Annotated in this window: 24 protein-coding genes; 21 read left to right on the top strand and 3 right to left on the bottom strand. The window is 36.0% G+C overall.

Annotation, left to right across the window (positions count from 1 at the left end; translation table 11 throughout):
- The first annotated feature begins 30 nt into the window (after positions 1 to 30).
- The 18 genes from ACVRZD_RS03495 to ileS all read left to right on the top strand — a co-directional run bounded on the left by ACVRZD_RS03495 (position 31) and on the right by ileS (position 20,886).
- Positions 31 to 1,773 (top strand): ABC transporter ATP-binding protein, encoded by a 1,743-nt coding sequence (locus ACVRZD_RS03495; protein WP_037625962.1) that lies wholly within the window; start codon positions 31 to 33, stop codon positions 1,771 to 1,773.
- Positions 1,766 to 3,520 (top strand): ABC transporter ATP-binding protein, encoded by a 1,755-nt coding sequence (locus ACVRZD_RS03490; RefSeq protein WP_037625960.1) that lies wholly within the window; start codon positions 1,766 to 1,768, stop codon positions 3,518 to 3,520. Before ACVRZD_RS03495 ends, ACVRZD_RS03490 begins: the two co-directional genes overlap by 8 nt.
- Before the next feature lie 524 nt (positions 3,521 to 4,044).
- The gene (locus ACVRZD_RS03485; protein ID WP_037625958.1) at positions 4,045 to 4,278 is read left to right on the top strand and encodes a YqgQ family protein; all 234 of its coding nucleotides are present in this window, start codon (positions 4,045 to 4,047) and stop codon (positions 4,276 to 4,278) included.
- Positions 4,253 to 5,224, top strand: a complete 972-nt coding sequence (locus ACVRZD_RS03480; RefSeq protein WP_447450272.1) for an ROK family glucokinase — start codon at positions 4,253 to 4,255, stop codon at positions 5,222 to 5,224. The genes ACVRZD_RS03485 and ACVRZD_RS03480 overlap by 26 nt, the downstream gene beginning before the upstream one ends.
- A 9-nt stretch (positions 5,225 to 5,233) precedes the next feature.
- Positions 5,234 to 5,623, top strand: a complete 390-nt coding sequence (locus ACVRZD_RS03475; protein ID WP_037625956.1) for a rhodanese-like domain-containing protein — start codon at positions 5,234 to 5,236, stop codon at positions 5,621 to 5,623.
- 182 nt (positions 5,624 to 5,805) lie between these two features.
- Positions 5,806 to 7,647: a translational GTPase TypA gene (gene typA, locus ACVRZD_RS03470; RefSeq protein WP_037625954.1), complete on the top strand. Its 1,842-nt coding sequence runs from the start codon at positions 5,806 to 5,808 to the stop codon at positions 7,645 to 7,647.
- A 100-nt stretch (positions 7,648 to 7,747) separates the two neighbouring features.
- Positions 7,748 to 7,987: a DUF3165 family protein gene (locus tag ACVRZD_RS03465; RefSeq protein WP_037625952.1), complete on the top strand. Its 240-nt coding sequence runs from the start codon at positions 7,748 to 7,750 to the stop codon at positions 7,985 to 7,987.
- A 155-nt stretch (positions 7,988 to 8,142) separates the two neighbouring features.
- Positions 8,143 to 9,501 (top strand): UDP-N-acetylmuramoyl-L-alanine--D-glutamate ligase, encoded by a 1,359-nt coding sequence (gene murD, locus ACVRZD_RS03460; RefSeq protein ID WP_037625950.1) that lies wholly within the window; start codon positions 8,143 to 8,145, stop codon positions 9,499 to 9,501.
- Positions 9,501 to 10,577, top strand: coding sequence for a UDP-N-acetylglucosamine--N-acetylmuramyl-(pentapeptide) pyrophosphoryl-undecaprenol N-acetylglucosamine transferase (locus ACVRZD_RS03455; RefSeq protein ID WP_037625949.1), 1,077 nt, complete (start codon positions 9,501 to 9,503; stop codon positions 10,575 to 10,577). The genes murD and ACVRZD_RS03455 overlap by 1 nt, the downstream gene beginning before the upstream one ends.
- Positions 10,578 to 11,759 carry a cell division protein FtsQ/DivIB gene (locus tag ACVRZD_RS03450; RefSeq protein WP_447450271.1) on the top strand — a complete coding sequence of 394 codons (1,182 nt, stop codon included), beginning with the start codon at positions 10,578 to 10,580 and terminating at the stop codon, positions 11,757 to 11,759. It begins immediately after the preceding gene.
- 190 nt (positions 11,760 to 11,949) lie between these two features.
- On the top strand, positions 11,950 to 13,317 hold the full coding sequence (gene ftsA, locus ACVRZD_RS03445) for a cell division protein FtsA (RefSeq protein WP_037625948.1): 1,368 nt from the start codon (positions 11,950 to 11,952) through the stop codon (positions 13,315 to 13,317).
- A 28-nt stretch (positions 13,318 to 13,345) separates the two neighbouring features.
- On the top strand, positions 13,346 to 14,677 hold the full coding sequence (gene ftsZ / locus ACVRZD_RS03440; protein WP_447450270.1) for a cell division protein FtsZ: 1,332 nt from the start codon (positions 13,346 to 13,348) through the stop codon (positions 14,675 to 14,677).
- Between the two features lie 4 nt (positions 14,678 to 14,681).
- The gene (locus ACVRZD_RS03435; protein ID WP_447450269.1) at positions 14,682 to 15,353 is read left to right on the top strand and encodes a YggS family pyridoxal phosphate-dependent enzyme; all 672 of its coding nucleotides are present in this window, start codon (positions 14,682 to 14,684) and stop codon (positions 15,351 to 15,353) included.
- 12 nt (positions 15,354 to 15,365) lie between these two features.
- Positions 15,366 to 16,013: a cell division protein SepF gene (locus tag ACVRZD_RS03430; protein ID WP_037625945.1), complete on the top strand. Its 648-nt coding sequence runs from the start codon at positions 15,366 to 15,368 to the stop codon at positions 16,011 to 16,013.
- Between the two features lie 3 nt (positions 16,014 to 16,016).
- On the top strand, positions 16,017 to 16,271 hold the full coding sequence (locus ACVRZD_RS03425) for a YggT family protein (RefSeq protein WP_037625943.1): 255 nt from the start codon (positions 16,017 to 16,019) through the stop codon (positions 16,269 to 16,271).
- Entirely contained in the window at positions 16,271 to 17,062 is a 792-nt protein-coding gene (locus ACVRZD_RS03420) for a YlmH family RNA-binding protein (protein WP_037626000.1), read from the top strand. Before ACVRZD_RS03425 ends, ACVRZD_RS03420 begins: the two co-directional genes overlap by 1 nt.
- 9 nt (positions 17,063 to 17,071) lie before the next feature.
- Positions 17,072 to 17,836, top strand: coding sequence for a DivIVA domain-containing protein (locus tag ACVRZD_RS03415; RefSeq protein ID WP_037625941.1), 765 nt, complete (start codon positions 17,072 to 17,074; stop codon positions 17,834 to 17,836).
- 254 nt (positions 17,837 to 18,090) lie between these two features.
- Positions 18,091 to 20,886, top strand: a complete 2,796-nt coding sequence (gene ileS / locus ACVRZD_RS03410; RefSeq protein WP_447450268.1) for an isoleucine--tRNA ligase — start codon at positions 18,091 to 18,093, stop codon at positions 20,884 to 20,886.
- Between the two features lie 143 nt (positions 20,887 to 21,029).
- On the opposite strand, the gene ACVRZD_RS03405 is transcribed toward ileS, so the two are convergent.
- The 3 genes from ACVRZD_RS03405 to ACVRZD_RS03395 all read right to left on the bottom strand — a co-directional run bounded on the left by ACVRZD_RS03405 (position 21,030) and on the right by ACVRZD_RS03395 (position 24,253).
- The gene (locus ACVRZD_RS03405; protein ID WP_037625939.1) at positions 21,030 to 21,335 is read right to left on the bottom strand and encodes a DUF1827 family protein; all 306 of its coding nucleotides are present in this window, start codon (positions 21,333 to 21,335) and stop codon (positions 21,030 to 21,032) included.
- A gap of 49 nt (positions 21,336 to 21,384) precedes the next feature.
- Positions 21,385 to 21,834 carry an NUDIX hydrolase gene (locus ACVRZD_RS03400; RefSeq protein ID WP_037625937.1) on the bottom strand — a complete coding sequence of 150 codons (450 nt, stop codon included), beginning with the start codon at positions 21,832 to 21,834 and terminating at the stop codon, positions 21,385 to 21,387.
- A 139-nt stretch (positions 21,835 to 21,973) separates the two neighbouring features.
- Positions 21,974 to 24,253 (bottom strand): ATP-dependent Clp protease ATP-binding subunit, encoded by a 2,280-nt coding sequence (locus ACVRZD_RS03395; RefSeq protein ID WP_447450267.1) that lies wholly within the window; start codon positions 24,251 to 24,253, stop codon positions 21,974 to 21,976.
- 287 nt (positions 24,254 to 24,540) lie between these two features.
- Here ACVRZD_RS03395 and ACVRZD_RS03390 point away from each other — a divergent pair, with 287 nt between their 5' ends.
- The 3 genes from ACVRZD_RS03390 (at position 24,541) to ACVRZD_RS03380 (ending at position 26,320) form a co-directional block, all read left to right on the top strand.
- The gene (locus ACVRZD_RS03390; protein WP_037625936.1) at positions 24,541 to 24,771 is read left to right on the top strand and encodes a DUF1797 family protein; all 231 of its coding nucleotides are present in this window, start codon (positions 24,541 to 24,543) and stop codon (positions 24,769 to 24,771) included.
- Between the two features lie 128 nt (positions 24,772 to 24,899).
- The gene (locus ACVRZD_RS03385; protein WP_447450266.1) at positions 24,900 to 25,589 is read left to right on the top strand and encodes an amino acid ABC transporter permease; all 690 of its coding nucleotides are present in this window, start codon (positions 24,900 to 24,902) and stop codon (positions 25,587 to 25,589) included.
- Positions 25,586 to 26,320: an amino acid ABC transporter ATP-binding protein gene (locus ACVRZD_RS03380; RefSeq protein ID WP_037625934.1), complete on the top strand. Its 735-nt coding sequence runs from the start codon at positions 25,586 to 25,588 to the stop codon at positions 26,318 to 26,320. Before ACVRZD_RS03385 ends, ACVRZD_RS03380 begins: the two co-directional genes overlap by 4 nt.
- Positions 26,321 to 26,344 lie beyond the last annotated feature (24 nt).

Raw genomic sequence — 26,344 nt, 5'->3', positions numbered from 1 at the left:
TTTGAAAATTTTACCCATGAAAGGTGACCTATGTCCATAATCAAAAATCTCTGGTGGTTCTTCCGACAAGAGAAGCAACCCTATTTAATAGGAATACTGACCCTAAGTTTAGTGGCTTTACTCAATTTAATTCCCCCTAAAATTATGGGCCATGTTATCGATGGCATCACAAATGGTCATTTATCAAAAGGTCAATTACTGTGGCAATTGCTCTGGTTAGTTCTGGCTGCAGTAGCTATGTACGTCTTAAGATATATCTGGCGTATTTGTATCTTTGGGACTTCTTATCGTCTCGGCAGAATCATGCGTTTTCGCCTCTTTGAACATTTCACAAAGATGTCCCCCTCCTTCTATCAACGTTACAGGACAGGTGACCTGATGGCCCATGCGACCAATGATATCAATTCCTTAACCCGTTTAGCAGGTGGAGGCGTTATGTCAGCAGTTGATGCCTCAATCACAGCCATTGTCACCTTAATTACTATGTTTTTCTCAATTTCGTGGCAAATGACCTTAATTGCAGTTCTTCCTTTGCCATTAATGGCTTACGCTACCAGTCGACTTGGTCGAAAGACCCATAAAGCCTTTGGAGAGTCACAGGCAGCCTTCTCAGATCTTAACAACAAGGTCCAAGAGAGTGTATCAGGCATTAAAGTGACAAAATCATTTGGCTATCAAACTGAAGAGCTACACTCATTCCAAGAGATTAACCAAGCAACCTTCCGTAAAAACATTAAAACAATGACTTACGATGTTATGTTTGATCCATTAGTTTTGTTATTTATAGGAGCTTCATATGTCTTAACATTACTAGTCGGAGCTTACATGATTAAAGCAGGACAAGTAACCATCGGTAGTCTAGTAACTTTTATCTCATACCTAGATATGTTAGTCTGGCCTTTAATGGCAGTTGGATTCTTATTTAATATGATTCAACGTGGTTCAGTCTCTTATGACCGAATTGATAAATTGTTGGCAGAAGAGTCAGATGTCCAGGATAGTCCAAGTCCACTTGAAACAATTGCTAATGGTTCATTGGTTTATGACATCAATGATTTTCAATATGAAGATGAACCAACTTTAGATGATATTCACTTTACTTTAGAAAAAGGACAAACTCTAGGACTGGTTGGTCAGACTGGATCCGGTAAAACAAGTTTAATTAAACTCTTACTCAGAGAATATGATGTCACAAATGGTCAAATTATGTTAAATGGCCACAACATAAAAGACTATCGTCTAAAAGATTTAAGAGGCTTAATCGGCTATGTCCCACAAGACCAATTCCTCTTTGCAACAACTATCTTAGAGAATGTTAGCTTTGGCGACCCTAGTATCCCAAGAGACGAGATTGAAGAAGCGGCTCGATTATCTCAAGTTTATGATGATATCACTGATATGCCAAATGGCTTTGAGACCCTCATTGGTGAAAAAGGGGTTTCACTTTCTGGTGGGCAAAAACAAAGAATTGCAATGAGCCGTGCTATGGTTCTCAACCCACCAATCCTGATACTAGATGATTCCTTGTCAGCAGTTGATGCCAAAACGGAACATGCTATCATTGAGAACCTAAAAGAAACCAGACAAGATAAAACAACTATTATTACTGCTCACCGCCTCAGTGCAATTGTTCATGCAGATATTATCCTTGTCATGAAAAATGGACGTATTATTGAGCGTGGTAAGCATGATGATTTAATTAAAGCAAATGGCTGGTATGCTAAAACTTATGTATCACAACAAATGGAAATGGAGGCAGAAGAAAATGTATAAGACAAATCAATGGCAAGTTTTCAAACGTCTCCTAAACTATTTGAAACCATACAAATCCCTAACTGCTCTAGCTTTGGGCTTACTCTTACTAACGACAGTTATTAAAAGTTTAATTCCCTTAGTTGCGTCCTACTTTATTGATCATTTCTTAACATATATCAATGATAAAGCTTTCTTCATTTTAATTGGTTACTATGCTTTATATGTAACGCAAAGTTTGATTCAGTATTTTGGTAATCTATTTTTTGCTAAAGTATCTTATTCAATTGTCAGAGATATTCGACGAGATGTTTTTGCTAATATGGAAAAACTTGGCATGTCTTATTTTGATAAAACGCCGTCAGGTTCAATCGTTTCACGCATCACCAATGATACAGAAGCAATCAGTGATATGTTCTCAGGAATCCTTTCAAGTTTCATTTCAGCAATCTTTATCTTTAGCGTAACACTCTATACCATGTTAATGTTGGATGCCAAATTAACAGGTATCGTCTTAATTTTCTTACCTTTTATTTTTATTCTAGTCAATATCTATCGTAAAAGATCGGTTCAAGTTATAGCTAAAACAAGAAGTTTATTGAGTGATATTAATGCCAAACTTGCTGAAAGTATCGAAGGGATTCGCATTATCCAGGCCTTTGGTCAAGAGGACCGCCTGAAAGCTGAATTTGAAGCAATCAATGAAGAACATGTTCTCTATGCTAACAAATCAGTAGCCTTAGATAGTATCTTTTTAAGACCAGCTATGTCCTTGCTCAAGTTGCTTGCATACGCTGTCCTAATGGCTTATTTTGGTTTCAATGGCTTAAAAGGTGGTTTAACGGCAGGTTTAATGTATGCCTTTATTCAGTATATTAATCGCCTTTTTGACCCTTTGATTGAAGTAACTCAAAACTTTTCAACCCTTCAGACTTCTATGGTATCGGCAGGCCGTGTCTTCAAGTTGATCGACGAGAACGGATATGAACCAACTCAGGATGATAATGGCTTTGAAGTCACCGACGGAAATATCGAATTTCGCAATGTTTCCTTTTCATACGATGGGAAGAATAAAATTCTCGATGATATCTCATTCAAAGTTAATAAGGGTGAAACAATTGCCTTTGTTGGTTCAACAGGGTCTGGTAAATCATCAATTATCAATGTTTTTATGAGATTTTATGAGTTCCAATCTGGCCAAGTTTTGTTAGATGGAAAGGATATTCGTCAATTTAGTCAAAAATCATTACGTCAGGCTATTGGGCTAGTCTTACAAGATCCTTTCTTATATCATGGAACGATTGCTTCGAATATTAAGATGTATCAAGACCTTAGTGAAGAAGAAGTCTTAGCTGCAGCTGAATTTGTTGATGCCGACCAGTTCATTCAAAAATTACCTGATGGATATGATGCTAAAGTTACCGAGCGTGGATCAAGTTTTTCAACTGGTCAACGCCAACTCTTAGCCTTTGCTAGAACGGTTGCCAGTAAACCTAAAATTTTGATTTTAGATGAAGCAACAGCCAATATTGATTCGGCAACTGAGCAAATTGTTCAGCATTCCTTAGAAAAAATGCGTAAGGGGCGGACAACAATAGCTATTGCCCATCGTCTTTCAACAATTCAGGATGCCAATTGTATCTATGTCCTTAATAAAGGAAAAATTATTGAAAGTGGTAGTCATGAAACTTTACTAGCCCAAAAAGGTAGCTACCATAAAATGTATCAATTACAAGCGGGTATGATGGAAACCACACCAACAGTTTAATCTGAATAAGAAGTCTGGGCACAGTGCTCAGTCTTTTTTAGAGGCTTGAAATTACAAAAAGACCTATAGTTAGAAATGGTATGAATGGTAAACGATTTGTCCGACAAGTCATGGCTAAGAAAATGCCTAAAAAAGATCCAATTTGAATAATCCAGAGGATGTCTTGTAAAGAATAGAAAAGTGAAAGACTGGCTAGATAGATAAAATCACCAGCACCAATTGGAATACTTAATAGACTACTAAGCAAGGCAAGAGAAAGAAGAAGGAAGAAAAGTGAGTTGACTGACCCTAGAGGTAAAAATAAAATGGTGAAAGCAAACCAGATCCAGAGTGGATAGGAATAGCTTTTTAAATCAAAATAACTCAAGATACAAGAAAAAATAAGGAAATAGAAATGAATAAGAAAAGTTGTCATACTTAGTTATTCGTAAAAGAATCTATTTTTTTGGAAAATAATGTAAAGGTGGAAAGCGATTGCATAATTATCTTGAAATTCTTTCTTTATTTTGCTAAAATCTAGATGTATGAAAACATTATATGATGTGCAACAATTGTTGAAAAAATTTGGTATTTATATCTATCTTGGAAAAAGACTTTACGATATCGAAATGATGAAAATTGAACTTGGAAAACTCTATGAAAATGGGTTAATCGAAAAGGAAGATTATATCAAGGCAGAATTGGTACTGAGACAAGAGCATAGATTAGAATTGGAAAAAGAAGGTAAGAAAAATGGCTCAAAAATTATTGGGGATTGATTTAGGCGGCACAACGGTAAAATTTGGTGTTCTAACACTAGATGGTCATATTCAAGAAAAGTGGGCAATTGAAACAAATGTTTTAGATGAAGGAAAGCATATTGTGCCAGACATTGTGGCATCAATTAAGCATCGTCTAGACTTGTATGGGTTAACCAAAGACGATTTTCTTGGCATTGGTATGGGTTCTCCTGGCGCTGTTGATCGTGAAAAAAATACGGTAACTGGAGCCTTCAATCTGAACTGGAAGAATACCCAAGAAGTTGGTTCTGTGATTGAAGCAGAAGTGGGAATACCAGTTGCTATTGACAATGATGCCAATGTTGCAGCATTAGGTGAACGTTGGGTAGGTGCTGGTGACAACAATCCAGATGTCATTTTTATGACACTTGGAACAGGTGTTGGCGGTGGGATTATTGCTGATGGTAATCTTATCCATGGTGTTGCTGGTGCCGGTGGTGAAATTGGTCATATGATAGTTGAACCTGAAAATGGCTTTGCCTGTACTTGTGGGAGTCAGGGGTGTTTAGAAACAGTTGCATCAGCAACGGGCGTCGTTAAGGTTGCTCGACTTCTTGCAGAAAGTTATGAAGGTAACTCACATATCAAGGAAACGATTGACAATGGTGAATCAGTTACAAGTAAAGATATTTTTGAAGCAGCGCAAAATGGTGATTCTTTTGCAGATTCAGTTGTTGAAAAAGTCTCATTCTACTTAGGCTTAGCTTCCGCAAATATGTCAAATATCTTAAACCCTGATTCAGTTGTAATTGGTGGTGGGGTATCTGCTGCAGGTGAGTTTTTACGCTCGCGAATTGAAAAATATTTTATTAGCTTCACCTTCCCACAAGTACGGCAATCTACAAAAATTAAGATTGCAGCACTAGGGAATGATGCTGGAATTATTGGGGCTGCTAGCCTAGCTAGAAAATTTGAAAATAAATAGGAGAAAAAGATGTCGACACTTACAATTATTTTATGGATTCTTATTGTAGCAATTGCTATCTATTTCGCTTGGAATTATTTTACCTTTAAGAGAATGGCAAAGCAGATTACCAATCAAGAATTCAAAGAAATGATGCATTATAGCCAAGTCATTGACTTACGAGACCCAGTGTCATTTAGAAAAAAGCACATCATTGGGGCACGTAATTTTCCAGCACAACAATTTGAGGGTGCCACAAAAGCTTTGCGTAAAGATAAACCAATTCTAATATATGAAACTGTCCGTTCAACACTTGTTCCTAGTGCGGTAAGAAAGTTAAGAAAAGCAGGGTTTAGCGATCTCTATGTTTTAAAAGATGGCATTGATTATTGGGATGGAAAAGTAAAAGAAGCTAAATAAAAGTTTGATAGCCTATCAAACTTTTTTCTTGTGGAGTGATCCCATAAACTTTTCATGTAAGAATCAAATCCTGTTTTGAAAACATTTACTTGACAATCAGGATATAAAGATGCGTGACTTTTTTTATTCAAAGTGCTATACTTGATAAGTTAAAAAATAATTAAGAGCTACAAGAGGAAAAAATGACACAATTCAGAGAAGATATCCGTAACGTTGCTATCATTGCCCACGTTGACCACGGAAAAACAACATTAGTTGATGAACTATTGAAACAATCACATACACTTGATGAACGTAAAGAACTTCAAGAACGTGCAATGGACTCTAACGATCTTGAAAAAGAACGTGGTATTACAATCCTTGCCAAAAATACAGCTGTTGCCTATAACGATACACGTATTAACATTATGGACACACCAGGACACGCGGACTTTGGTGGTGAAGTTGAACGTATCATGAAAATGGTTGATGGGGTTGTACTTGTTGTTGACTCTTATGAAGGAACAATGCCTCAAACACGTTTTGTTTTGAAAAAAGCTTTGGAACAAAACTTAATTCCGATTGTTGTTATTAATAAAATTGATAAACCATCAGCTCGTCCAGCAGAAGTCGTTGATGAAGTTTTAGAACTCTTTATCGAATTAGGAGCAGATGATGAGCAATTAGAATTCCCTGTTGTTTATGCGTCAGCAATTAATGGAACATCATCAATGTCAGATGATCCTGCAGACCAAGAGCACACTATGGCACCAATCTTTGATACAATCATTGATCACATTCCAGCGCCAATTGATAACTCTGATGAGCCATTACAATTCCAAGTTTCACTTTTAGACTATAATGATTTCGTAGGCCGAATTGGTATCGGACGTGTCTTTCGTGGAACTGTTAAAGTTGGTGACAGTGTTACGCTTTCTAAATTAGATGGAACAACTAAAAATTTCCGCGTTACTAAGTTATTTGGTTTCTTTGGACTTGAAAGAAGAGAAATCCAAGAAGCAAAAGCTGGTGATTTGATTGCTGTTTCTGGTATGGAAGACATTTTTGTTGGTGAGACAATTACTCCGACTAATGCCGTTGAACCATTACCTGTTCTACGTATTGATGAACCTACCTTACAAATGACATTTTTAGTCAACAATTCACCATTTGCTGGTCGTGAAGGAAAATGGGTAACATCTCGTAAAATTGAAGAACGTCTATTAGCTGAACTTCAAACTGACGTGTCACTACGTATTGATCCAACAGATTCACCAGATAAATGGACTGTATCAGGTCGTGGTGAGCTTCATTTATCAATCTTAATTGAAACAATGCGTCGTGAAGGATATGAATTACAAGTTTCACGTCCAGAAGTTATCATTAAAGAAGTTGACGGTGTTAAATGTGAACCTTTTGAACGTGTACAAATTGATACACCAGAAGAATACCAAGGTGCTATCATTCAATCACTTTCTGAACGTAAAGGTGATATGTTAGATATGCAAATGGTTGGAAATGGTCAAACACGTCTTATCTTCTTGATTCCAGCTCGTGGCTTGATTGGTTACTCAACGGAATTCTTATCTATGACACGTGGTTATGGTATTATGAATCATACTTTTGATCAATACCTACCTGTTGTAGGTGGAGAAATTGGTGGTCGTCACCGAGGTGCTCTTGTATCTATTGATCAAGGTAAAGCAACAACTTATTCAATCATGCGTATTGAAGAACGTGGTACTATCTTTGTTAATCCAGGTACAGAGGTTTATGAAGGAATGATTGTTGGTGAAAATGCGCGTGAAAATGACCTTGGTGTTAATATCACTACTGCAAAACAGATGACAAACGTTCGTTCTGCTAATAAAGATCAAACTTCTGTTATTAAAACACCACGTATTTTGACCTTGGAAGAATCACTTGAATTCTTGGCAGATGATGAATACATGGAAGTAACACCAGAATCAATCCGTTTGCGTAAACAAATTTTAAATAAAGCTGCGCGTGATAAAGCTAGCAAAAAGAGAAAATCAGCGGAATAATAATTAATAGGATGCTGTCTGCTGTCGGTAAAAAGCTTTTAAAGCAGAAATGTTTTAAAGTTTTTTGCGTTTACAAAGATACTGAGTAAAAGGAGAAATTTTGTTTTATTTAATTATTGCGATATTAATCATTTCTTATTATCTTTTTATGGCGCCTGATAGTATTCGAAACACCATTTCAATGATCGGCTTAGTTGCATTAATTGCCTTGTTATTAGTATTAGCTGGTATGAGTGTTATTAGGATTATGCAAACTCCACCAGAGATATTTGTAGCGTTGGCGATGATAGTGCTTGCTTATTTTTCATTGAAAGATATTTTAAACATGCCTAAAAAGTAATTTAAAGGTCAGACCCACAGGGGTTTGGCTTTTTTTAGAAGACAAATGCCTAGTCGTAAATACTGATCAGGACTTTGCGATTCTTAAAAATCTTGAAAAAGCCATTAAATAAATGTAAAATAGTAAGGAAACGAAAAGATAGAGTGGGTTAGAAAATGAAAAGAATTATAAATTTTCAAAATAAAAAAGTATTAATTTTGGGATTAGCACGGTCTGGTCAAGCTGCTGCTAAACTATTGTCTAAACTTGGAGCCATTGTAATAGTCAATGACGGAAAAGCCTTTGATGAGAACCCTTCAGCTCAAGAATTACTTGAGGAAGGGATCAAGGTTATTTGTGGCAGCCACCCACTTGAATTATTGGATGAAGACTTTGCTTTGATGGTTAAAAATCCAGGTATTCCTTATTCGAATGCAATGGTAAAGAGAGCGCAAGAAAAAGGAATTCCAGTTTTGACGGAAGTCGAATTGGCTTATCTTATCTCTGAAGCTCCTATTGTAGCTATTACTGGTTCAAATGGTAAAACTACGACTACTACCATGATTGCGGATGTTTTGAATCATGCTGGTCAGTCAGGACTTCTTTCTGGAAATATTGGTTTCCCAGCTTCTGAAGTTGCAGTTACTGCTAAAGCAACAGATACTTTAACAATGGAACTATCCTCTTTTCAATTAATGGGAATTGATCAGTTTCACCCACATATTGCTTTAATCACAAATCTCATACCGACTCATATTGATTATCATGGTAGTTTTGAAGACTATGTTGCAGCTAAATGGAATATTCAAAAGAATATGACATCATCGGATTATTTAATTTTGAATGCTGATCAAGCGTTATCAGTTGAATTAGCGACAAAAACAAAGTCAACAGTCATCTTTTTTTCTCGCCATAAAGAAGTTGATGGTGCTTATTGCCTAGGTGAGAAGCTTTACTTCAAAGGAGACTATGTTATGGATGCTGATCAAATCGGTGTCCCTGGACTTCATAATGTTGAAAATGCTTTAGCAACCATTGCTGTTGCTAAACTATCTGGAGTGGATAATAACAGTATTAAGGAAACCTTAGCTAGCTTTGGTGGTGTGAAGCATCGTCTTCAATACCTTGGTCAAATTAACCATGTTAAATTCTATAATGATAGCAAATCTACTAATATATTAGCTTGTCAAAAAGCTTTATCAGGTTTTGACAATTCTAGTGTAATCCTGATAGCAGGTGGATTAGATAGAGGCAATGAATTTGATGACTTAGTCTCGGATATCATTGGTTTAAAAAAACTAATTGTGATTGGTCAGTCGGCTGAAAAGATGAAAAGAGCAGCTGATAAAGCAGCTGTTACTTACCTTGAGGCAAAAGATGTAGCAGAAGCGACAGCCATTGCCTACAAAGAAGCAAGCCAAGGTGATGTTATTTTACTTAGTCCAGCTAATGCAAGTTGGGATATGTATAAGAGTTTCGAGACACGAGGTGATGAATTTATTCGTGCTTTTGATCAGATTAAAGGAGATGCCTGATGGCAAAACGTATACTTTTCACAGGTGGTGGAACAGTTGGGCATGTAACCTTAAATTTAATTTTGATTCCAAAATTTCTTAAGGATGGTTGGGAAGTTCATTATATTGGTGACAAAAATGGAATTGAGTACCAAGAAATTATAAAATCACAACTTGATGTGACTTTCCATGGTATAATGACGGGGAAATTACGTCGTTATTTTTCGTGGCAAAATCTTTTAGATGTCTTTAAGGTTGGTTTCGGGTTAGTTCAATCCCTAATTATTACTGCAAAAGTTCGTCCACAAGCACTCTTTTCAAAAGGTGGTTTTGTTTCAGTGCCACCAGTTATTGCTTCAAAAATATTGGGTGTTCCAGTCTACGTTCATGAATCAGATTTATCAATGGGACTTGCCAATAAAATTGCTTTGAAATTTGCAACAATTATGTATACAACTTTTGCCCAGAACCATCCTCATGCCAAAATGAAACATATCGGGGCTGTCACTAAAGTTAGTTCAGAACCTATTCAAACTTTGCCTGAAATCCAAGCCATCAAAGAACAGTTTGATCCGACTCTAAAAACGATTCTCTTTGTTGGCGGGTCAGCTGGTGCAAAAGTTTTCAATGACTTCATCACCCAACATCCTGAGTTTATGGAAAAATTCAATGTTATCAATATTACTGGTCATTCTGAATTAAATTATTTGGGAAAGAATTGCTATCGCATAGATTATGTTACTGACCTCTATCAACCGTTAATGCAATTAGCAGATGTGGTTGTAACTAGAGGCGGATCAAATACGATTTTTGAACTGTTAGCAATGAAGAAGTTACATCTTATTGTTCCGCTAGGTAAAGAAGTGTCACGTGGAGATCAATTGGAGAATGCAGCATATTTTGAAAACCACCATTATTCTAGACAGCTTCAAGAAAATCAGCTAACTGTCAGTAATTTAGAAGCAGAGATTACTCAATTAGTAACTGATTCTGACCTTTATATTCAGGCTATGACTGGCGCCAAAGAAATAAAATCTCCAGAGATCTTTTTCGATTTATTAGTTAAAGATATGGAGCAAAAAACTAAAGGAAAATAAATGGCTAAAAATAAAAAAACTACTCCAAATGAGCCAGTTGTCTTAACTGAGTGGCAGAAACGGAATCTTGAATTTATTGAAAAGAAGAAGCAACAAGCCAAAGAGGATGAAATTTTAAAAGAAAAATTACGCATAGAAAAAAAAGAGCAACTTCTTCAAGCTGAAAAAGAGTTAGAAAGTAACTCGGAAGAGACTATATCTGAATTAGAAGAGATTATTGAAGAGAGCCACGTTAGAGAAGAGAAGAAAAAGAAAGAACCAAAAGAAAAAAAACCAAAAACAAAACGGCAACTTGCTTTGACAAAAGCCCTCCCAGTTCTATTCGTTAGTTTTATAATTCTGGCAATTTCTATTTTCTTACTGACCCCCTACAGTAAAATGAAAGATTTTTCAGCTAAAGGAAATAATCATACTAGTTTGGCGACTCTGATTAAACAAAGTGATATTCGCGATTCAGATTATATTTTCACAGTCATTAAATCAGCTTCTAAATTTGAATCAAATATTTATCAATCAAATCCATGGGTTAAGGAAGTGGCTATTACATATAAGCCATTTAATCACTTTACCTTTGAGGTTAAAGAACATCAGATTATTGCATATGCTCAGGAAGCTGATGGTTTTCAACCTATCTTAGAAAATGGTGCACGTGTTAAAGTTATTAAAGAAAGTCAACTACCGAAGGAATATTTGATCATCAATTTAACAGATGAAAATGCAATTCAAGATTTAGTAAAACAATTAACACACTTACCTAGTAAATTGGTCAAAGATATCAAATCAGTTTCGTTAGCAAATTCAAAAACAACGCAAGATTTGCTTGTGCTTGAAATGCATGATGGGAATACCATCAGAGTACCTCAATCCCAACTTGAAATCAAGATGCCATATTACTTAAAAATTAAGAAAAATCTAAAAGAAAAATCAATTATTGATATGGAAGTTGGCTTGTATTCAACCACTACTGAAATTGAAGCTCAACCTGTTCAAAAAGTTGAAGCTGACAATAAGTCAGATAAGAAAGAATCAACGCAATCAAACACGGATTCGGCTACAGCAAATAGTTCAACAGATGCAACAGCAAGTTCAACTTCAGATACAAGTACCGAGGCGACATCTCAGTCTCAAACGACTGCAACCTCAAGTGCACCAGCTCTTGCTGACACACAAGTTGGCCAATAAGGAAAATTTAACTTAAACTGTCAGCATTTATCTTGTGAAATTAAATTGACAAAAAAGATTAAGTTTATATAACAAAAAGCGTAAAATGATAACATTCTACGCTTTTTTATGTTATAATATTTACTGAATAATTCTGTTTTTAGCAGATTTTAGAATAGTAAAAGTTTGGAAAGATAGTGAGGTCAAGTGAATGGCTAGAAATGGCTTTTTTACTGGTTTGGATATAGGAACTAGCTCAATTAAAGTACTTGTCGCAGAATTTATTTCTGGCGAAATGAATGTTATTGGAGTTAGCAATGTCCCTAGTACAGGCGTAAAAGATGGAATAATTATTGATATTGAAGCAGCTGCAGAAGCGATTAAAGCAGCAGTTGAGCAAGCTGAAGAAAAAGCTGGTATGACAATTGAAAAGATTAATGTTGGTTTGCCAGCAAATCTTCTTCAAATAGAGCCATCACAAGGGATGATTCCGGTTCCAAGTGAATCGAAAGAAATAAAAGATGAAGATGTTGACAGTGTAGTAAAATCAGCCCTCACTAAAAGCATTACTCCAGAACGTGAAGTCATTTCATTAGTACCCGAAGAGTTTATTGTGGATGGTTTTCAAGGAATCCGTGATCCACGTGGTATGATGGGGATACGTTTAGAAATGCGTGGACTCATTTACACTGGACCAAGTACCATTTTGCATAACCTTCGTAAGACAGTTGAACGTGCGGGTATTTCAGTTGAAAATATCATCATTACACCTTTAGCAATGGCTAAGTCAGTGCTAAATGAGGGTGAACGTGAGTTTGGTGCTACTGTAATTGATATGGGGGGCGGTCAAACAACTGTTGCAACGATGCGTGCACAAGAATTGAATTATACGAATATCTATACTGAAGGTGGAGATTACATCACTAAGGATATTTCAAAAGTGCTAAAAACGTCAATGTCAATTGCAGAAGCTTTGAAATTTAATTTTGGGCAAGCTAATGTTGAAGAAGCTAGTGTCACTGAAACTGTAAAAGTTGATGTTGTTGGTAGTGATGAGCCTGTAGAAGTGACAGAACGTTATTTATCAGAAATAGTTTCTGCTAGAATTCGCCACATTTTAGATCGCGTCAAACAAGATTTAGAACGTGGACGACTACTTGATTTACCAGGTGGTATTGTCTTAGTAGGTGGCGGTGCAATTATGCCAGGTGTCGTGGAAGTGGCTCAAGAAATCTTGGGAACAAATGTTAAATTACATGTTCCAAATCAAGTAGGCATTAGAAACCCAATGTTTGCAAATGTTATAAGTCTTGTTGAGTATGTTGGCAAAATGTCGGAAGTTGACGTTTTAGCACAAAATGCGGTCTCAGGTGAAGAATTACTTAGACGTAAACCTGTTGATTTTGCTGGACGAGATAATTTCGTTCCTAATTTCAATGAATCAAGACCGACAACACAAACACCAAACTACAATCAACAACCGGCCGCTCCAGTAGAATATGCTCAGCAAGAGCCTACTGAACCTAAACAAAAATTAGGTGACCGTGTTCGTGGTATTTTTGGAAGTATGTTTGATTAAAAGATAGTAATAAAAGTGAGGAAATAAAATGGCATTTTCATTCGATACAGCATCTATGCAAGGTGCAGTAATTAAAGTAATCGGTGTTGGTGGAGGCGGTGGTAACGCTATTAATCGTATGATTGATGAAGGTGTTGCTGGTGTTGAATTCATTGCTGCTAATACTGATATTCAAGCTTTAAGTTCATCAAAAGCTGAAACAGTAATTCAACTTGGTCCTAAGCTCACTCGTGGTTTAGGTGCTGGAGGTCAACCAGAAGTTGGTCGTAAAGCTGCAGAAGAAAGCGAAGAAACACTTTCTGAAGCATTATCAGGTTCAGATATGGTTTTCATTACTGCAGGTATGGGTGGTGGATCTGGTACAGGTGCTGCACCAGTCATTGCTCGTATTGCTAAAGGATTGGGTGCCCTAACTGTTGCTGTGGTTACTCGCCCATTTGGTTTCGAAGGAAACAAACGTGGTAACTTTGCAATTGAAGGTATCCAAGAATTACGTGATCAAGTAGATACCCTACTCATCATCTCAAATAATAACTTACTTGAAATTGTTGATAAAAAGACACCACTTCTTGAAGCACTTAGTGAAGCAGACAATGTTTTACGTCAAGGTGTCCAAGGGATCACTGATTTAATTACAAGTCCAGGCTTAATTAACCTTGACTTTGCCGATGTTAAAACAGTTATGGCAAACAAAGGAAATGCCCTTATGGGTATTGGTGTTGGTTCAGGTGAAGAACGTATTATTGAGGCTGCTCGTAAAGCGATCTATTCACCATTACTTGAAACAACAATTGATGGTGCAGAAGATGTTATTGTTAACGTTACAGGTGGACTTGATATGACACTTACTGAAGCAGAAGAAGCTTCAGAAATTGTTGGACAAGCTGCAGGTAATGGTGTTAATATTTGGTTAGGAACATCAATTGATGACAGCATGAAAGATGAAATCCGCGTAACAGTTGTTGCGACAGGTGTTCGTCAAGATAAGGCTGATAAAGTTTCAGGTTTCCGTCAACCTCGTACTTTTAACCATGCAGCTTCAAATTCAGCACCAAATGCACAACAAGCTGGTGCACAATATGCTTCAGAGCAAACTCATCAGCCTAGTCAACCAAGTTTCGAACGTCAATCAAGCTTTGATTTTGACATGGCAGAAACACGTGATATGCCAAGGAGTTTCACAAAAGAAAAACAAATGAATCAAGGGTCTGCTTTTGGAAATTGGGATTTGCGACGTGACAATATCGCAAAACCAAGTGAAAGTGAACTTGATAATCAATTGAATATGTCAAGATTCTCAGCAAATGATGAATCAGAAGATGATGAATTAGAAACACCACCATTCTTTAAAAATCGTTAAACATATGGACTTACAAAAAAATAGAGACCAAGTTTTAGAGGATGTTAGAACAGCTTCAATCAAAGCTCATCGTAATCCAGAAGATGTGCATGTGATTGCTGTAACCAAATACGTTGATTCAGAAGTTGCAAGTGCTTTAATGGATACAGGCTTATCACATATTGCTGAAAATAGAGTAGACAAATTTTTAGATAAGTATGAAGCCCTAAAAGAAAAGAAACTGACATGGCATTTGATTGGAAGTCTTCAACGTCGTAAAGTAAAGTCTGTTATTAATTTAGTCGATTATTTTCATGCTTTAGATTCTGTCAGCTTGGCTGAAGAAATACAAAAAAGAGCAGATCATCCAATTAAATGTTTCTTACAAGTAAATATTTCTGGAGAAGAAAGTAAACACGGCTTTTCCATTTCTGAGATTCCACAAATAATTGAAAACATCAGTCAACTTGACAAGGTTCAATTAGTAGGGCTAATGACAATGGCGCCACTTGGAGCAAGTGAAGAAACGATAAGAGAGATTTTTCATCAAGCTAACCAATTAAGAAAGACACTTAAGTCAGAAAATAGAAAGAATATGCCTTTCACAGAATTAAGCATAGGAATGAGTGGTGATTATAGGATTGCGATTCAAGAAGGTGCAACATTTATAAGGATAGGCTCCTCTTTCTTTAAGTAAATGGAGAAATATATGGCATTTAAAGATACATTCAATAAGATGATTTCTTATTTTGATACTGATGAAGTCAGTGAAGTAGAAGGTGACGAACAGGTTCAAGCTGTTGCAGATCAAGAAAAACCACAACAGCCAAGTCGTCCTAGTCAACCGTTACAACAAGCTAGACCTAGTCAACCAACTTCAAGACCAGTTCAACAGCCAAGTAGTTCACGATCTAGTAATCAATACACTACTGGTTTTCCAAGCCAATCAAGAAGTCAAATGACAGAAAATACTGAAAGAAAAGCAACTCATAATTCATACCAGTCTGCCATACCAACACACAATAGTCAACAACAAATTCAGGCAAACTCAAGTCAAGGTCAAACAACGATTGCATTAAAATATCCCAAAAGATATGAAGATGCGCAAGAAATCGTTGATCTTCTTATAGAAAATGAATGTGTATTGATTGATTTTCAATTTATGTTGGATGCACAGGCGAGACGTTGTCTTGATTTCATTGATGGCGCTAGCAAAGTTCTTTATGGAACCTTACAAAAAGTTGGCTCTTCAATGTATTTATTGACCCCGTCAAATGTATCTGTTAATATTGAAGATATGAATATCCCTAATAGTAATCAAGATTTTGGATATGATTTTGATATGAAGAGACGTTAATTTATGGGATTTATATTATATATTTTACTTAACATCATAAGACTCTATACCTATTTGTTAGTTGCCTATGCCTTACTATCATGGTTTCCAGGTGCCTATCATACAAGATTTGGGAGATGGGTTCGTCAATTAGTTGAACCACTTATTAAACCTTTTAGAAGTTTCCCTTTGCAATTTGCTGGGATGGACTTTACAATATTGGTTGTTATTCTAGCTTTAAACTTTTTGAGTAGAATTCTTATTCAAATTTTTATATGATGGTTAATGTTAAGGATAGATACCAGCATTTTCACCCAGATGATTATTCCTTTATTGATAAAGTAAACGAATTGATTGTTCGAGTTGAAAATAATTATGTCATACATGTCACTGATTTTTTAAATCCACGACAAATTGATATTTTAAAATCCTTAGTAACTTCAACAGAGTTATTAGTATATAGTTCCAACGATTATTATGGAACAGAATACGGAAGAGTGATAATAGCGCCCGCTTATTATCACTTCAAAAAGGAAGATTTTGAAATAACATTACTTGAAATTAATTACAATTCAAAATTCAATCAATTGACGCATGCGCAGATTCTTGGCACCCTAATTAATGAATTAGGGATTAAAAGAGAACTAATTGGTGATATTCTTGTTGAAGGCGGTTATGCCCAACTAATGATCTGTCATCATTTACGCAATTACTTTTTGGGAAATATTTCTAGAATAGCTAAAGCTAGTGTGATACTTAAAGAAATACCAATTAGTCAGCTAATCATATCATCTGCTGATATGTCACAAATTGAGCTAATGGTATCAAGTTTAAGAGTTGATCGCTTAATTGCTTCTGTCTTAAAACTTTCTCGAAGTCAAGCCATCAGATTGATTGAGTCTGAAAAAGTGAAAGTTAATTATCGAAAAGTCATTAAAATATCAGATAACCTTTCTGTAGATGATATGGTAAGCGTTAGAGGGTATGGACGATTCAAAATTTCATCAGAAAATGGTTTAAGTAAAAATGGAAAGTTTAAATTAACAATCAGTAAAACGATACGTAAATAAGGAGAAATAATGGCACTTACAGCACTTGAAATTAAAGATAAAACGTTTAAAACAAAATTTCGTGGATATAGCGAAGAAGAAGTAAATGAATTTTTAGATATTCTTGTTGACGATTACGAAGCACTTGTGAAAAAAAATCGTGAACAGGAAGCAAAAATTAAAAGCTTGGAAGAGAAGCTTTCTTACTTTGACGAAATGAAAGAATCTTTGAGCCAATCAGTTATTTTAGCACAAGAAACAGCTGAGAAGGTGAAAGCTTCGGCTAATTCTGAAGCTTCAAATCTTGTTAGTAAAGCTAACTATGATGCTCAACATTTATTGGATGAATCAAAAGCTAAATCAAATCAAATGTTACGTGATGCGACAGATGAAGCAAAACGTGTAGCTGTTGAAACGGAAGAATTGAAACGTCAAACACGTGTCTTCCACCAACGTCTCATTTCTTCTATTGAAGCACAATTGAACTTAGCTAGTTCACCTGAGTGGGATGAGTTATTACAACCAACAGCAATTTATCTTCAAAATTCAGATGCAGCATTTAAAGAAGTTGTTAAAGAAGTTTTGGATGAGGAAATTCCTGAATCAGAAGATAGCTCATCATTTGATGCAACACGCCAATTCACTCCTGAAGAAATGGAAGAATTACAGCGTCGTGTAGATGAAAGTAATAAAGAATTGGAAAACGCAAATCTTGATCATTTCAACAGCGAACCAAGTGAACCAGCTATTAATCTTAATGAAACACAAACTTTTAAATTAAATATTGAAGAATAAGAAAAACACAATGTTATTTACCATAAGTACAGCAAGTAGAGAATGATGAGAGCTCTGCATTCCCTAGTAAATATCATTATCATTTTCTATCTTTCTAACTGAATCAAGTAAGTTAGAAGGTTGGCTCACCTTACGAGCAAAAGAGGGAATAAGAATTTATTCTAAATTAAGGTGGTACCGCGAGCTTTCGTCCTTTCTAGGATAAGGCTCTTTTTATATTGTCAATTAGATTACAGATGACTAAGGAGTTAAAAATGAAATTAAAAGAAACGTTAAATCTTGGAAAAACTGCTTTTCCAATGAGAGCAGGACTTCCTAATAAAGAACCTCAATGGCAAGAAGCATGGTTTCAAGCTAATATTTACCAAAAACGTCAACAATTAAATGAAGGAAAACCAAGTTTTCATTTACATGATGGACCGCCTTATGCCAATGGAAATATTCACGTAGGGCATGCTCTTAATAAAATTTCAAAAGATATCATTGTTCGTTCTAAATCAATGTCTGGTTACCAAGCACCATATGTTCCGGGATGGGATACACATGGCCTACCTATTGAACAGGTATTAGCTAAAAAAGGTGTTAAACGTAAAGAAATGGGCTTGACTGAGTATTTGGAAATGTGTCGCGAATACGCCCTTAGCCAGGTTGATAAACAGCGAGAAGATTTCAAACGTTTAGGCGTATCAGCTGATTGGGATAACCCTTATGTAACTTTGATGCCTCAATATGAAGCAGATCAAATTCGCGTTTTTGGTGCAATGGCTGATAAAGGCTATATTTATCGCGGTGCAAAACCAGTTTATTGGTCATGGTCTTCAGAGTCAGCCTTAGCTGAAGCTGAAATTGAGTACCATGATATTGATTCAACCTCATTATACTACGCCAACAAAGTAAAAGATGGCAAAGGTAAATTAGATACAGATACTTATATCGTTGTGTGGACAACAACACCATTCACAGTAACTGCGTCACGTGGTTTAACAGTTGGTCCTGATATGGACTATGTTCAAGTTCAACCTCTTGGAAGTGACCGTAAATACGTTGTTGCAGAAGGATTGCTGGATAGCTTAGCAAGTAAATTTGATTGGACTGAATTTGAGGTTCTTAATAGCTTCAAAGGAAGTGAATTAGAGTATATTGTGACTGAGCATCCTTGGGATAGAGAAGTTGATGAATTAGTTATCTTAGGTGACCACGTTACACTTGACTCAGGTACAGGTATTGTCCATACAGCACCAGGTTTTGGTGAAGATGACTATAATGTCGGAAGTAAATATAAATTAGAAGTTGCCGTAACAGTTGATGGACGCGGAATGATGATGGAAAATGCTGGTCCAGATTTTCAAGGTCAGTTTTATGATAAAGTTACCCCAATTGTAAAAGAAAAATTAGGTGACTTATTATTAGCTAGTGAAGTCATCAACCACTCATATCCATTCGATTGGCGTACTAAAAAGCCAATTATCTGGCGTGCTGTTCCTCAATGGTTTGCATCAGTTTCCGACTTTAGACAAGATATCTTAGATGAAATCGAAAAAGTTAATTTCCATCCATCATGGGGTAAAACACGTCTATTTAACATGATTCGTGACCGTGGTGACTGGGTAATCTCTCGTCAACGTGCTTGGGGTGTTCCACTACCTATCTTCTATGCTGAAGATGGTACAGCGATTATGTCTAAAGACGTAACTGACCATGTTGCTAATCTCTTTGAAGTAGAAGGTTCGATTATTTGGTGGAAAAAAGAAGCTAAAGAACTCTTACCAGAAGGCTTTACGCATCCAGGTTCACCAAATGGTGAATTTACAAAAGAAACTGATATCATGGATGTTTGGTTTGATTCAGGTTCATCTTGGAACGGTGTTATGAATGCCCGTGATCATTTGGAATATCCAGCTGATTTATACCTAGAAGGCTCAGATCAGTACCGTGGCTGGTTTAATTCATCATTAATTACATCGGTTGCTGTTAATGGTCACACTCCTTATAAGTCTATTTTGTCGCAAGGTTTTGTATTAGACGGTAAAGGCGAGAAAATGTCTAAATCAAAAGGGAATATCATTTCTCCAAATGATGTCGCAAAACAGTACGGTGCAGAAATCCTACGTCTTTGGGTAACATCGGTTGATACTGATAATGATGTTCGTGTATCAATGGAAATTCTTGGTCAAGTTTCAGAAACTTATCGTAAAATCAGAAATACGCTACGTTTCTTGATTGCTAATACTTCAGATTTCAATCCTAATACTGATACAGTTTCTTATGAAAATCTTGCCGCTGTTGATAAGTATATGACAATCAAATTTAACAAATTAGTAGAAGTCATTAATAATTCTTATGCAAGCTATGACTTCATGGCAATCTACAAAGCAGTTGTTAACTTTGTGACGATTGATTTATCTGCATTCTATCTTGATTTTGCAAAAGATGTTGTTTATATTGAAGGAGCTAATAGCCTAGAACGTCGTCGTATGCAAACAGTATTCTATGATGTCTTGGTTAAGATTACTAAATTATTAACTCCAATTTTACCTCATACAGCGGAAGAAATTTGGTCATATTTAGAATTTGAAAATGAAGAATTTGTTCAGTTATCAGAATTACCAGTAGCTGAAACCTTTGAAGGTGAAGAGGATATCTTATCAGCCTGGGAATCATTCATGGTACTTCGTACACAAGCTCAAAAAGCATTAGAAGAAGCTCGAAATGAAAAAATTATTGGTAAATCCCTAGAAGCTCACTTAACAATTTATGCTAGTCCACAAGTTAAAACACTTTTAACAGCATTAGATAGTGATATTGCCTTATTAATGATCGTCTCTCAATTAACAGTTGCAGATCTTGAAGATGCTCCTGAAAATGCAGTGGCATTTGATGGTATTGCATTTACTGTTGAACATGCAGAAGGTGAAGTTTGTGAACGTTCTCGCCGTGTGGATCCGACGACAAGAATGCGTCCTTATGGAGCATTTGTCTGTGATGCAAGTGCAAAAATCATTGAAGAAAACTTCCCTGAAGCAGTAGCTCAAGGATTTGAAACAAACTAAGTCATTAACTTGACGTTTTAGTCAGTTTCAAAGTTAAGATAAGAGATATGACACCCCAATTATTGGACAAAAAATCTGATGATTGGGGTGTTTTAGATGTGATTATTGTTTAAAGAGTAATAAAAGAAGACTAACTATAACAGTTAGTCTTCTTTTATTGGAAATGATATTTCAATCAGATTATTGGTGTGTACCATTTTGGTCTTACCTTTTATGACACGATTTTGATCAATTTTACGTTTAAGGAAAAATTCACGAATGACTTCTAATTCTTCTTCTTTAATGGCACGGTATTTATTTGTAATTAATAATTCATAATGTTTAGGTGCCATTGTGAAGATGACATCTGTATTTCCGGCAGAATATACTTCAACTAATTTAGCATCAGTATTGGTCAGCTGGTTTCTTACAAGTTCTGGGTGACTGCCTGTTGTATTTATGAGTCTCATAAATTCCTCCTCTTTAATAGATCATCATGTTTATGAATCTATATTTTCATTAGGAATGGTGTTTTTTTTGCCATTCTTTGATTGCCCATTTGTGGCTTCCGCGTTTTAGTTTAGCTATTGCGGTTTCGATTGGGAACCAAGCAATATTATTGAAGTCTTCTAGAGGATCACCCTCAATTGTATAAGCTGTCACTTCGTAAAGATAAGCGGGATTATAGTAGTAGGTATCTCTATGTCGAGAATAAAAATATTCATCCGCTTGTCCATAATAATAGCCAATTTGAGCAGAGTAACCTAGCTCTTCAATCAATTCTCTCTCGAGGGCAGAGGAATGATCTTCACCTTTTTCAATTTCACCACCAGGTAGAAACCATGAGCCGTTAGGGGCTTGAACTAATACAATTTCTGTTTGAGTATGATTTGGAATCACTGCATAAACGCCATAGCGAGAGATGTACTCTTTTCCATCAATCTTTTCACCGAATTTTGGAACTGTCATAAGGGTTCCCTCCTTGCTTATATTATACTAAAAAAAAAAGGATAGCGCTTCATTTTTTTTTATTTGTTTGAACATTTACATAATAAGATAACTAGCAAAAAAGTTGATAAAAGGGGCTCCCTAATATCAACTTTTCTTTTTAATTAGCTTTTGAATCTTCTTTCACAATAGGACTTGTTTTTTTAGCAGATTTTATAATAATATTACCATTGCTTGTCATCATTGCTTTTAGTTCTTTTTCACTTGGATTTTCTAGGTAAAAGTCAGTAATGGCATCTTCAATGTAATCTTGAATAGTGCGACGTAAAGGTCGAGCACCCATTTTGGGATTATAACCAAGGTCGACAAGCTTCTCTTTAACCTTACCAGTCACATCTAAATGTAGGCCATTTTGATTGAGTCTGTCATTGACATCAGCTAACATTAAATCAACAATATGTAAGAGGTTATCTTTGTTTAATGTTTGGAATTCAATAATACCGTCAAATCGGTTCATAAATTCAGGATTGAAGAAATGTGATAATTGTCCCAGAACAGAAGAAGTTCGGCCTTCGCGGGCAGCCCCAAAACCAACCGATGCTTCATTTGTACTAGTTCCAGCATTTGAGGTCATAATAATAATAGTATCTTTAAAGCTTACTGTTCGGCCCTGCCCATCCGTCAAACGACCATCATCTAATACTTGAAGGAACATGTGCATCACATCAGGATGCGCTTTTTCAATTTCATCCAGTAAAATCAGAGAATAAGGGTTACGACGGACTTTTTCAGTCAATTGCCCAGCCTCATCATAGCCAACATAACCAGGAGGGGCACCGACTAATTTAGAAACCGCATGTTTTTCCATATACTCTGACATGTCAAAACGAATCATGTTATCAGCACTACCAAAGAGTTCGATAGCTAATTGTTTCGATAATTCAGTTTTGCCGACCCCAGTTGGCCCTACAAATAGGAAAGAACCAATAGGACGATTTGGTGAGCCGAGACCAACGCGATTACGACGAATAGCTTTTGCAATCTTATCAACGGCATCGTCTTGCCCAATGACATGAGATTTAAGGTCATCTGCTAGGTGAATCAATTGCGATTGTTCTTTTTCTTTTAACTCGCCAACAGGAATACTCGTTTTTTCTTCAAGGATACTCTCAATTGTTTTTTCGGTGATGATCGGCGTATCTTCTTGTTCAACTTTTTGTTTTTGTAAGTCTTTATATTTAATGATTTGATCACGGAAATAAGCTGCGCGTTCATAGTCTTCATCACGAGTAGCTTGCGCTTTTAAGTTTTCAGCTTCGACGAGACGCTGATCAATCTCTTTTGGATCAACGAAGGTTAAAGTCAAATTCAATTTTGAACCAGCCTCGTCCAATAGATCAATGGCTTTATCTGGTAAAAAACGATCTTGAATATAACGATTAGATAATGTTGCTGCTGCACTAATGGCATCATCAGTATATTTCACATGATGGTAATCTTCATATTTACCTTGAATACCTTTTAGAATAGTTATTGTTTCTTCAACAGATGGCTCTTCAACTTTGACAGGTTGCATTCTCCGTTCAAGGGCGGCATCTTTTTCAATGATACGGTATTCATTTAGAGTTGTTGCCCCAACAAGTTGTAACTCGCCACGAGCTAAGGCTGGTTTTAAAATATTTCCAGCATCCATATTCCCGTCACCAGCATTCCCGGCACCGACAATTTCATGAATCTCATCAATAAATAAAATGACATCTTGTCGATTTCTGATTTCTTCCATCAATTTTTGCATGCGTTCTTCAAACTGGCCACGGATGCCTGTTCCTTGAACAAGACTGACCACATCTAAGCGGATGACTTGTTTCCCCTGGAGTTTATAGGGAACATCACTATCAACAATTTTTTGGGCTAACCCTTCGACGACAGCCGTTTTCCCAACACCAGGTTCTCCGATTAGGACGGGGTTATTTTTAGTTCGTCGATTTAGAATTTCAATAACGCGTGTGATTTCTTCATCGCGTCCAATTACAGGGTCTATGCCACCTTTACGAGCAATGTCAGTCACATTAATACCAAATTCTTCAAGTAAGCCTTTAGCTTGCTGATTTGTCTGTGACGCTTGGTGGCGAGAAGACTGTTGGTTAGGGATTTTTCCATTGTTCCCACCATTACCTCCGGCTTGTGTTGGAGGGGTATTTGGAAGATCTCCAAAAGATCTAAAGTTATTGAGATCTCCAAAGAAATCATCAAAAAATGGATTGACTGGATCCTGTTTTGACTCATTTCGAGCACCAATACCACCTAAAATGGAATTATTAGCATCAGTTTTCATGATTTGGTAACAATTTTGACACAAATCAATTTGTTTTTGTTTCCCATTGACATTAGTATATAAATGGATTGAAGCTTCATTTAATTGACAATTTTGACAGAGCATAGAATACCTCCATTGCATTTCTATTAACGTGATTGACTTATAGTCAAACAAGGTCAAACTTTATAACCATATTATAGCACCCTCTTAGAGGAAATCAAGTAAAAAGTTCCTTGTTTTAGCACTCTATTATTAGGAGTGATAAATGCATGATTTACTGTTTTTAATAGGATAAAAGAAAGATCCTGAATAGTATGACTGAAAAGATTGAGAAAATTATCTCTTTTAGTGTTTGTTTAGGGTAATTTGTGTTAAAATAATATGGAAAACTTAGAAATAGGAGAATTGAAATGGAATCACATTTAGTGAGAATCATCAACCGCCTTGAATTAATGGTTAATGACGGTGGCAATTTAAAAAGAAATTTTGAACGTGATGGTGTAGTTGTAGCAGAAGTATCATTTGCTAACGATCTTGAAACTGGACCAGTTTTTACATTACGTGATGTTGATGCACGTGAATCATATTCATTTGATAGCATTGATTTAATTGCAATGGAAATTTACGATTTATTATATTAATGACTTCAATAGTTTTGTAGTGGAAAACTTGCATTAGCAGGTTTTTTATTTTTGTATTGTATTATTATACAGCAAGTGTTATAATTATTTCATTGTTTTTTATTATTTAGGAACTTTGGAGTATAAATATGAATTTTTCTTTTCTGCCACACTATTGGGGCTACTTTAATTATGGCGTCCTCGTCACAATTTTAATTTCAATTTCAGTCGTATTTTTTGGTACTATACTAGGTGTTTTTATTACTTTTTTAAAAAGAAGTTCTTTTCCACCATTGAGATTGCTCGCTAACTTTTATGTCTGGATCTTTCGTGGCACACCTATGGTTGTTCAAATAATGATTGCCTTTGCTTGGATGCATTTTAATCAGATGCCGGTCATTGAATTTGGCGTTTTAAATCTTGATTTTTCACGCCTCCTACCTGGGGTAATTATTATTTCATTGAATAGCGGCGCCTATATATCAGAAATTGTCAGAGCGGGAATTGAAGCTGTTCCAGCAGGCCAGTTAGAAGCTGCCTATTCTTTAGGGATTCGTCCTAAAAATGCTATGCGTTATGTTATCTTACCTCAAGCTTTTAAAAATATTTTACCAGCTCTGGGCAATGAATTTATTACTATTATTAAAGACAGTGCCCTCTTGCAAACAATTGGTGTTATGGAATTATGGAATGGTGCGCAATCTGTTGTTACTGCTACCTATCTACCAATTACGCCATTATTATTTGCTGCATTTTATTACTTAATGGTGACAACTGTCATGTCACAGTTACTACAATTACTAGAGAAAAAAATGGGACAGGGAGCTAAGAGTTTATGAATCAAACGCTATTAACAATCGAAGGGTTACATAAATCCTTTGAGAATAATCATGTTCTCAAAGGAATTGACTTGAGTATCGAAAAAGGAGAAGTTCTTGTAATCATCGGACCATCTGGTTCAGGGAAATCAACCTTGTTGAGAACGATGAATTTATTAGAAGTTCCAAGTCAGGGGAAAATTACCTTTGAAGGTGTCGACATTACTGATAAGAAAAATGATATTTTCAAAATGCGTGAAAAAATGGGAATGGTTTTTCAACAGTTTAATCTCTTTCCTAATATGACCGTTATGGAAAATATTACAATCTCACCAATTAAAACAAAAGGCATTAGTAAAAGTGATGCTAAACAAAATGGACAAATTCTTTTGGAAAAGGTTGGTCTGGTTGATAAGGCTAATGCCTATCCGGCTTCCCTTTCAGGTGGCCAACAGCAAAGGATTGCAATTGCAAGAAGTTTAGCGATGAATCCGGATATGCTCTTGTTTGATGAACCAACCTCTGCTCTTGATCCAGAAATGGTTGGGGAAGTCCTCACTGTAATGAAGGACCTTGCTTTATCTGGAATGACGATGGCAATTGTAACTCATGAAATGGGCTTTGCAAAAGAAGTTGCAGATCGTGTCATTTTTATGGATGGAGGTCTTGTTGTTGAAGAAGGCAGTCCAACTGACCTCTTTGATAATCCAAAAGAAGAAAGAACAAAAGATTTCCTTAGTAAAGTCTTGTAGGATAAGCCGGTTGAAGCCGGTTTA

The sequence above is a fragment of the Streptococcus hongkongensis genome (assembly GCF_053206145.1).
Note: the sequence above shows the minus strand (reverse complement) of the source record. Positions and strands in the feature narration are given on the sequence as shown.

Coding starts and splice junctions, on each gene's coding strand:
- ACVRZD_RS03495 (WP_037625962.1), top strand. CDS start 31: ATGTCCATAATCAAAAATCTCTGGTGGTTCTTCCGACAAGAGAAGCAA.
- ACVRZD_RS03490 (WP_037625960.1), top strand. CDS start 1,766: ATGTATAAGACAAATCAATGGCAAGTTTTCAAACGTCTCCTAAACTAT.
- ACVRZD_RS03485 (WP_037625958.1), top strand. CDS start 4,045: ATGAAAACATTATATGATGTGCAACAATTGTTGAAAAAATTTGGTATT.
- ACVRZD_RS03480 (WP_447450272.1), top strand. CDS start 4,253: ATGGCTCAAAAATTATTGGGGATTGATTTAGGCGGCACAACGGTAAAA.
- ACVRZD_RS03475 (WP_037625956.1), top strand. CDS start 5,234: ATGTCGACACTTACAATTATTTTATGGATTCTTATTGTAGCAATTGCT.
- typA (WP_037625954.1), top strand. CDS start 5,806: ATGACACAATTCAGAGAAGATATCCGTAACGTTGCTATCATTGCCCAC.
- murD (WP_037625950.1), top strand. CDS start 8,143: ATGAAAAGAATTATAAATTTTCAAAATAAAAAAGTATTAATTTTGGGA.
- ACVRZD_RS03455 (WP_037625949.1), top strand. CDS start 9,501: ATGGCAAAACGTATACTTTTCACAGGTGGTGGAACAGTTGGGCATGTA.
- ACVRZD_RS03450 (WP_447450271.1), top strand. CDS start 10,578: ATGGCTAAAAATAAAAAAACTACTCCAAATGAGCCAGTTGTCTTAACT.
- ftsA (WP_037625948.1), top strand. CDS start 11,950: ATGGCTAGAAATGGCTTTTTTACTGGTTTGGATATAGGAACTAGCTCA.
- ftsZ (WP_447450270.1), top strand. CDS start 13,346: ATGGCATTTTCATTCGATACAGCATCTATGCAAGGTGCAGTAATTAAA.
- ACVRZD_RS03435 (WP_447450269.1), top strand. CDS start 14,682: ATGGACTTACAAAAAAATAGAGACCAAGTTTTAGAGGATGTTAGAACA.
- ACVRZD_RS03430 (WP_037625945.1), top strand. CDS start 15,366: ATGGCATTTAAAGATACATTCAATAAGATGATTTCTTATTTTGATACT.
- ACVRZD_RS03425 (WP_037625943.1), top strand. CDS start 16,017: ATGGGATTTATATTATATATTTTACTTAACATCATAAGACTCTATACC.
- ACVRZD_RS03420 (WP_037626000.1), top strand. CDS start 16,271: ATGGTTAATGTTAAGGATAGATACCAGCATTTTCACCCAGATGATTAT.
- ACVRZD_RS03415 (WP_037625941.1), top strand. CDS start 17,072: ATGGCACTTACAGCACTTGAAATTAAAGATAAAACGTTTAAAACAAAA.
- ileS (WP_447450268.1), top strand. CDS start 18,091: ATGAAATTAAAAGAAACGTTAAATCTTGGAAAAACTGCTTTTCCAATG.
- ACVRZD_RS03405 (WP_037625939.1), bottom strand. CDS start 21,335: ATGAGACTCATAAATACAACAGGCAGTCACCCAGAACTTGTAAGAAAC.
- ACVRZD_RS03400 (WP_037625937.1), bottom strand. CDS start 21,834: ATGACAGTTCCAAAATTCGGTGAAAAGATTGATGGAAAAGAGTACATC.
- ACVRZD_RS03395 (WP_447450267.1), bottom strand. CDS start 24,253: ATGCTCTGTCAAAATTGTCAATTAAATGAAGCTTCAATCCATTTATAT.
- ACVRZD_RS03390 (WP_037625936.1), top strand. CDS start 24,541: ATGGAATCACATTTAGTGAGAATCATCAACCGCCTTGAATTAATGGTT.
- ACVRZD_RS03385 (WP_447450266.1), top strand. CDS start 24,900: ATGAATTTTTCTTTTCTGCCACACTATTGGGGCTACTTTAATTATGGC.
- ACVRZD_RS03380 (WP_037625934.1), top strand. CDS start 25,586: ATGAATCAAACGCTATTAACAATCGAAGGGTTACATAAATCCTTTGAG.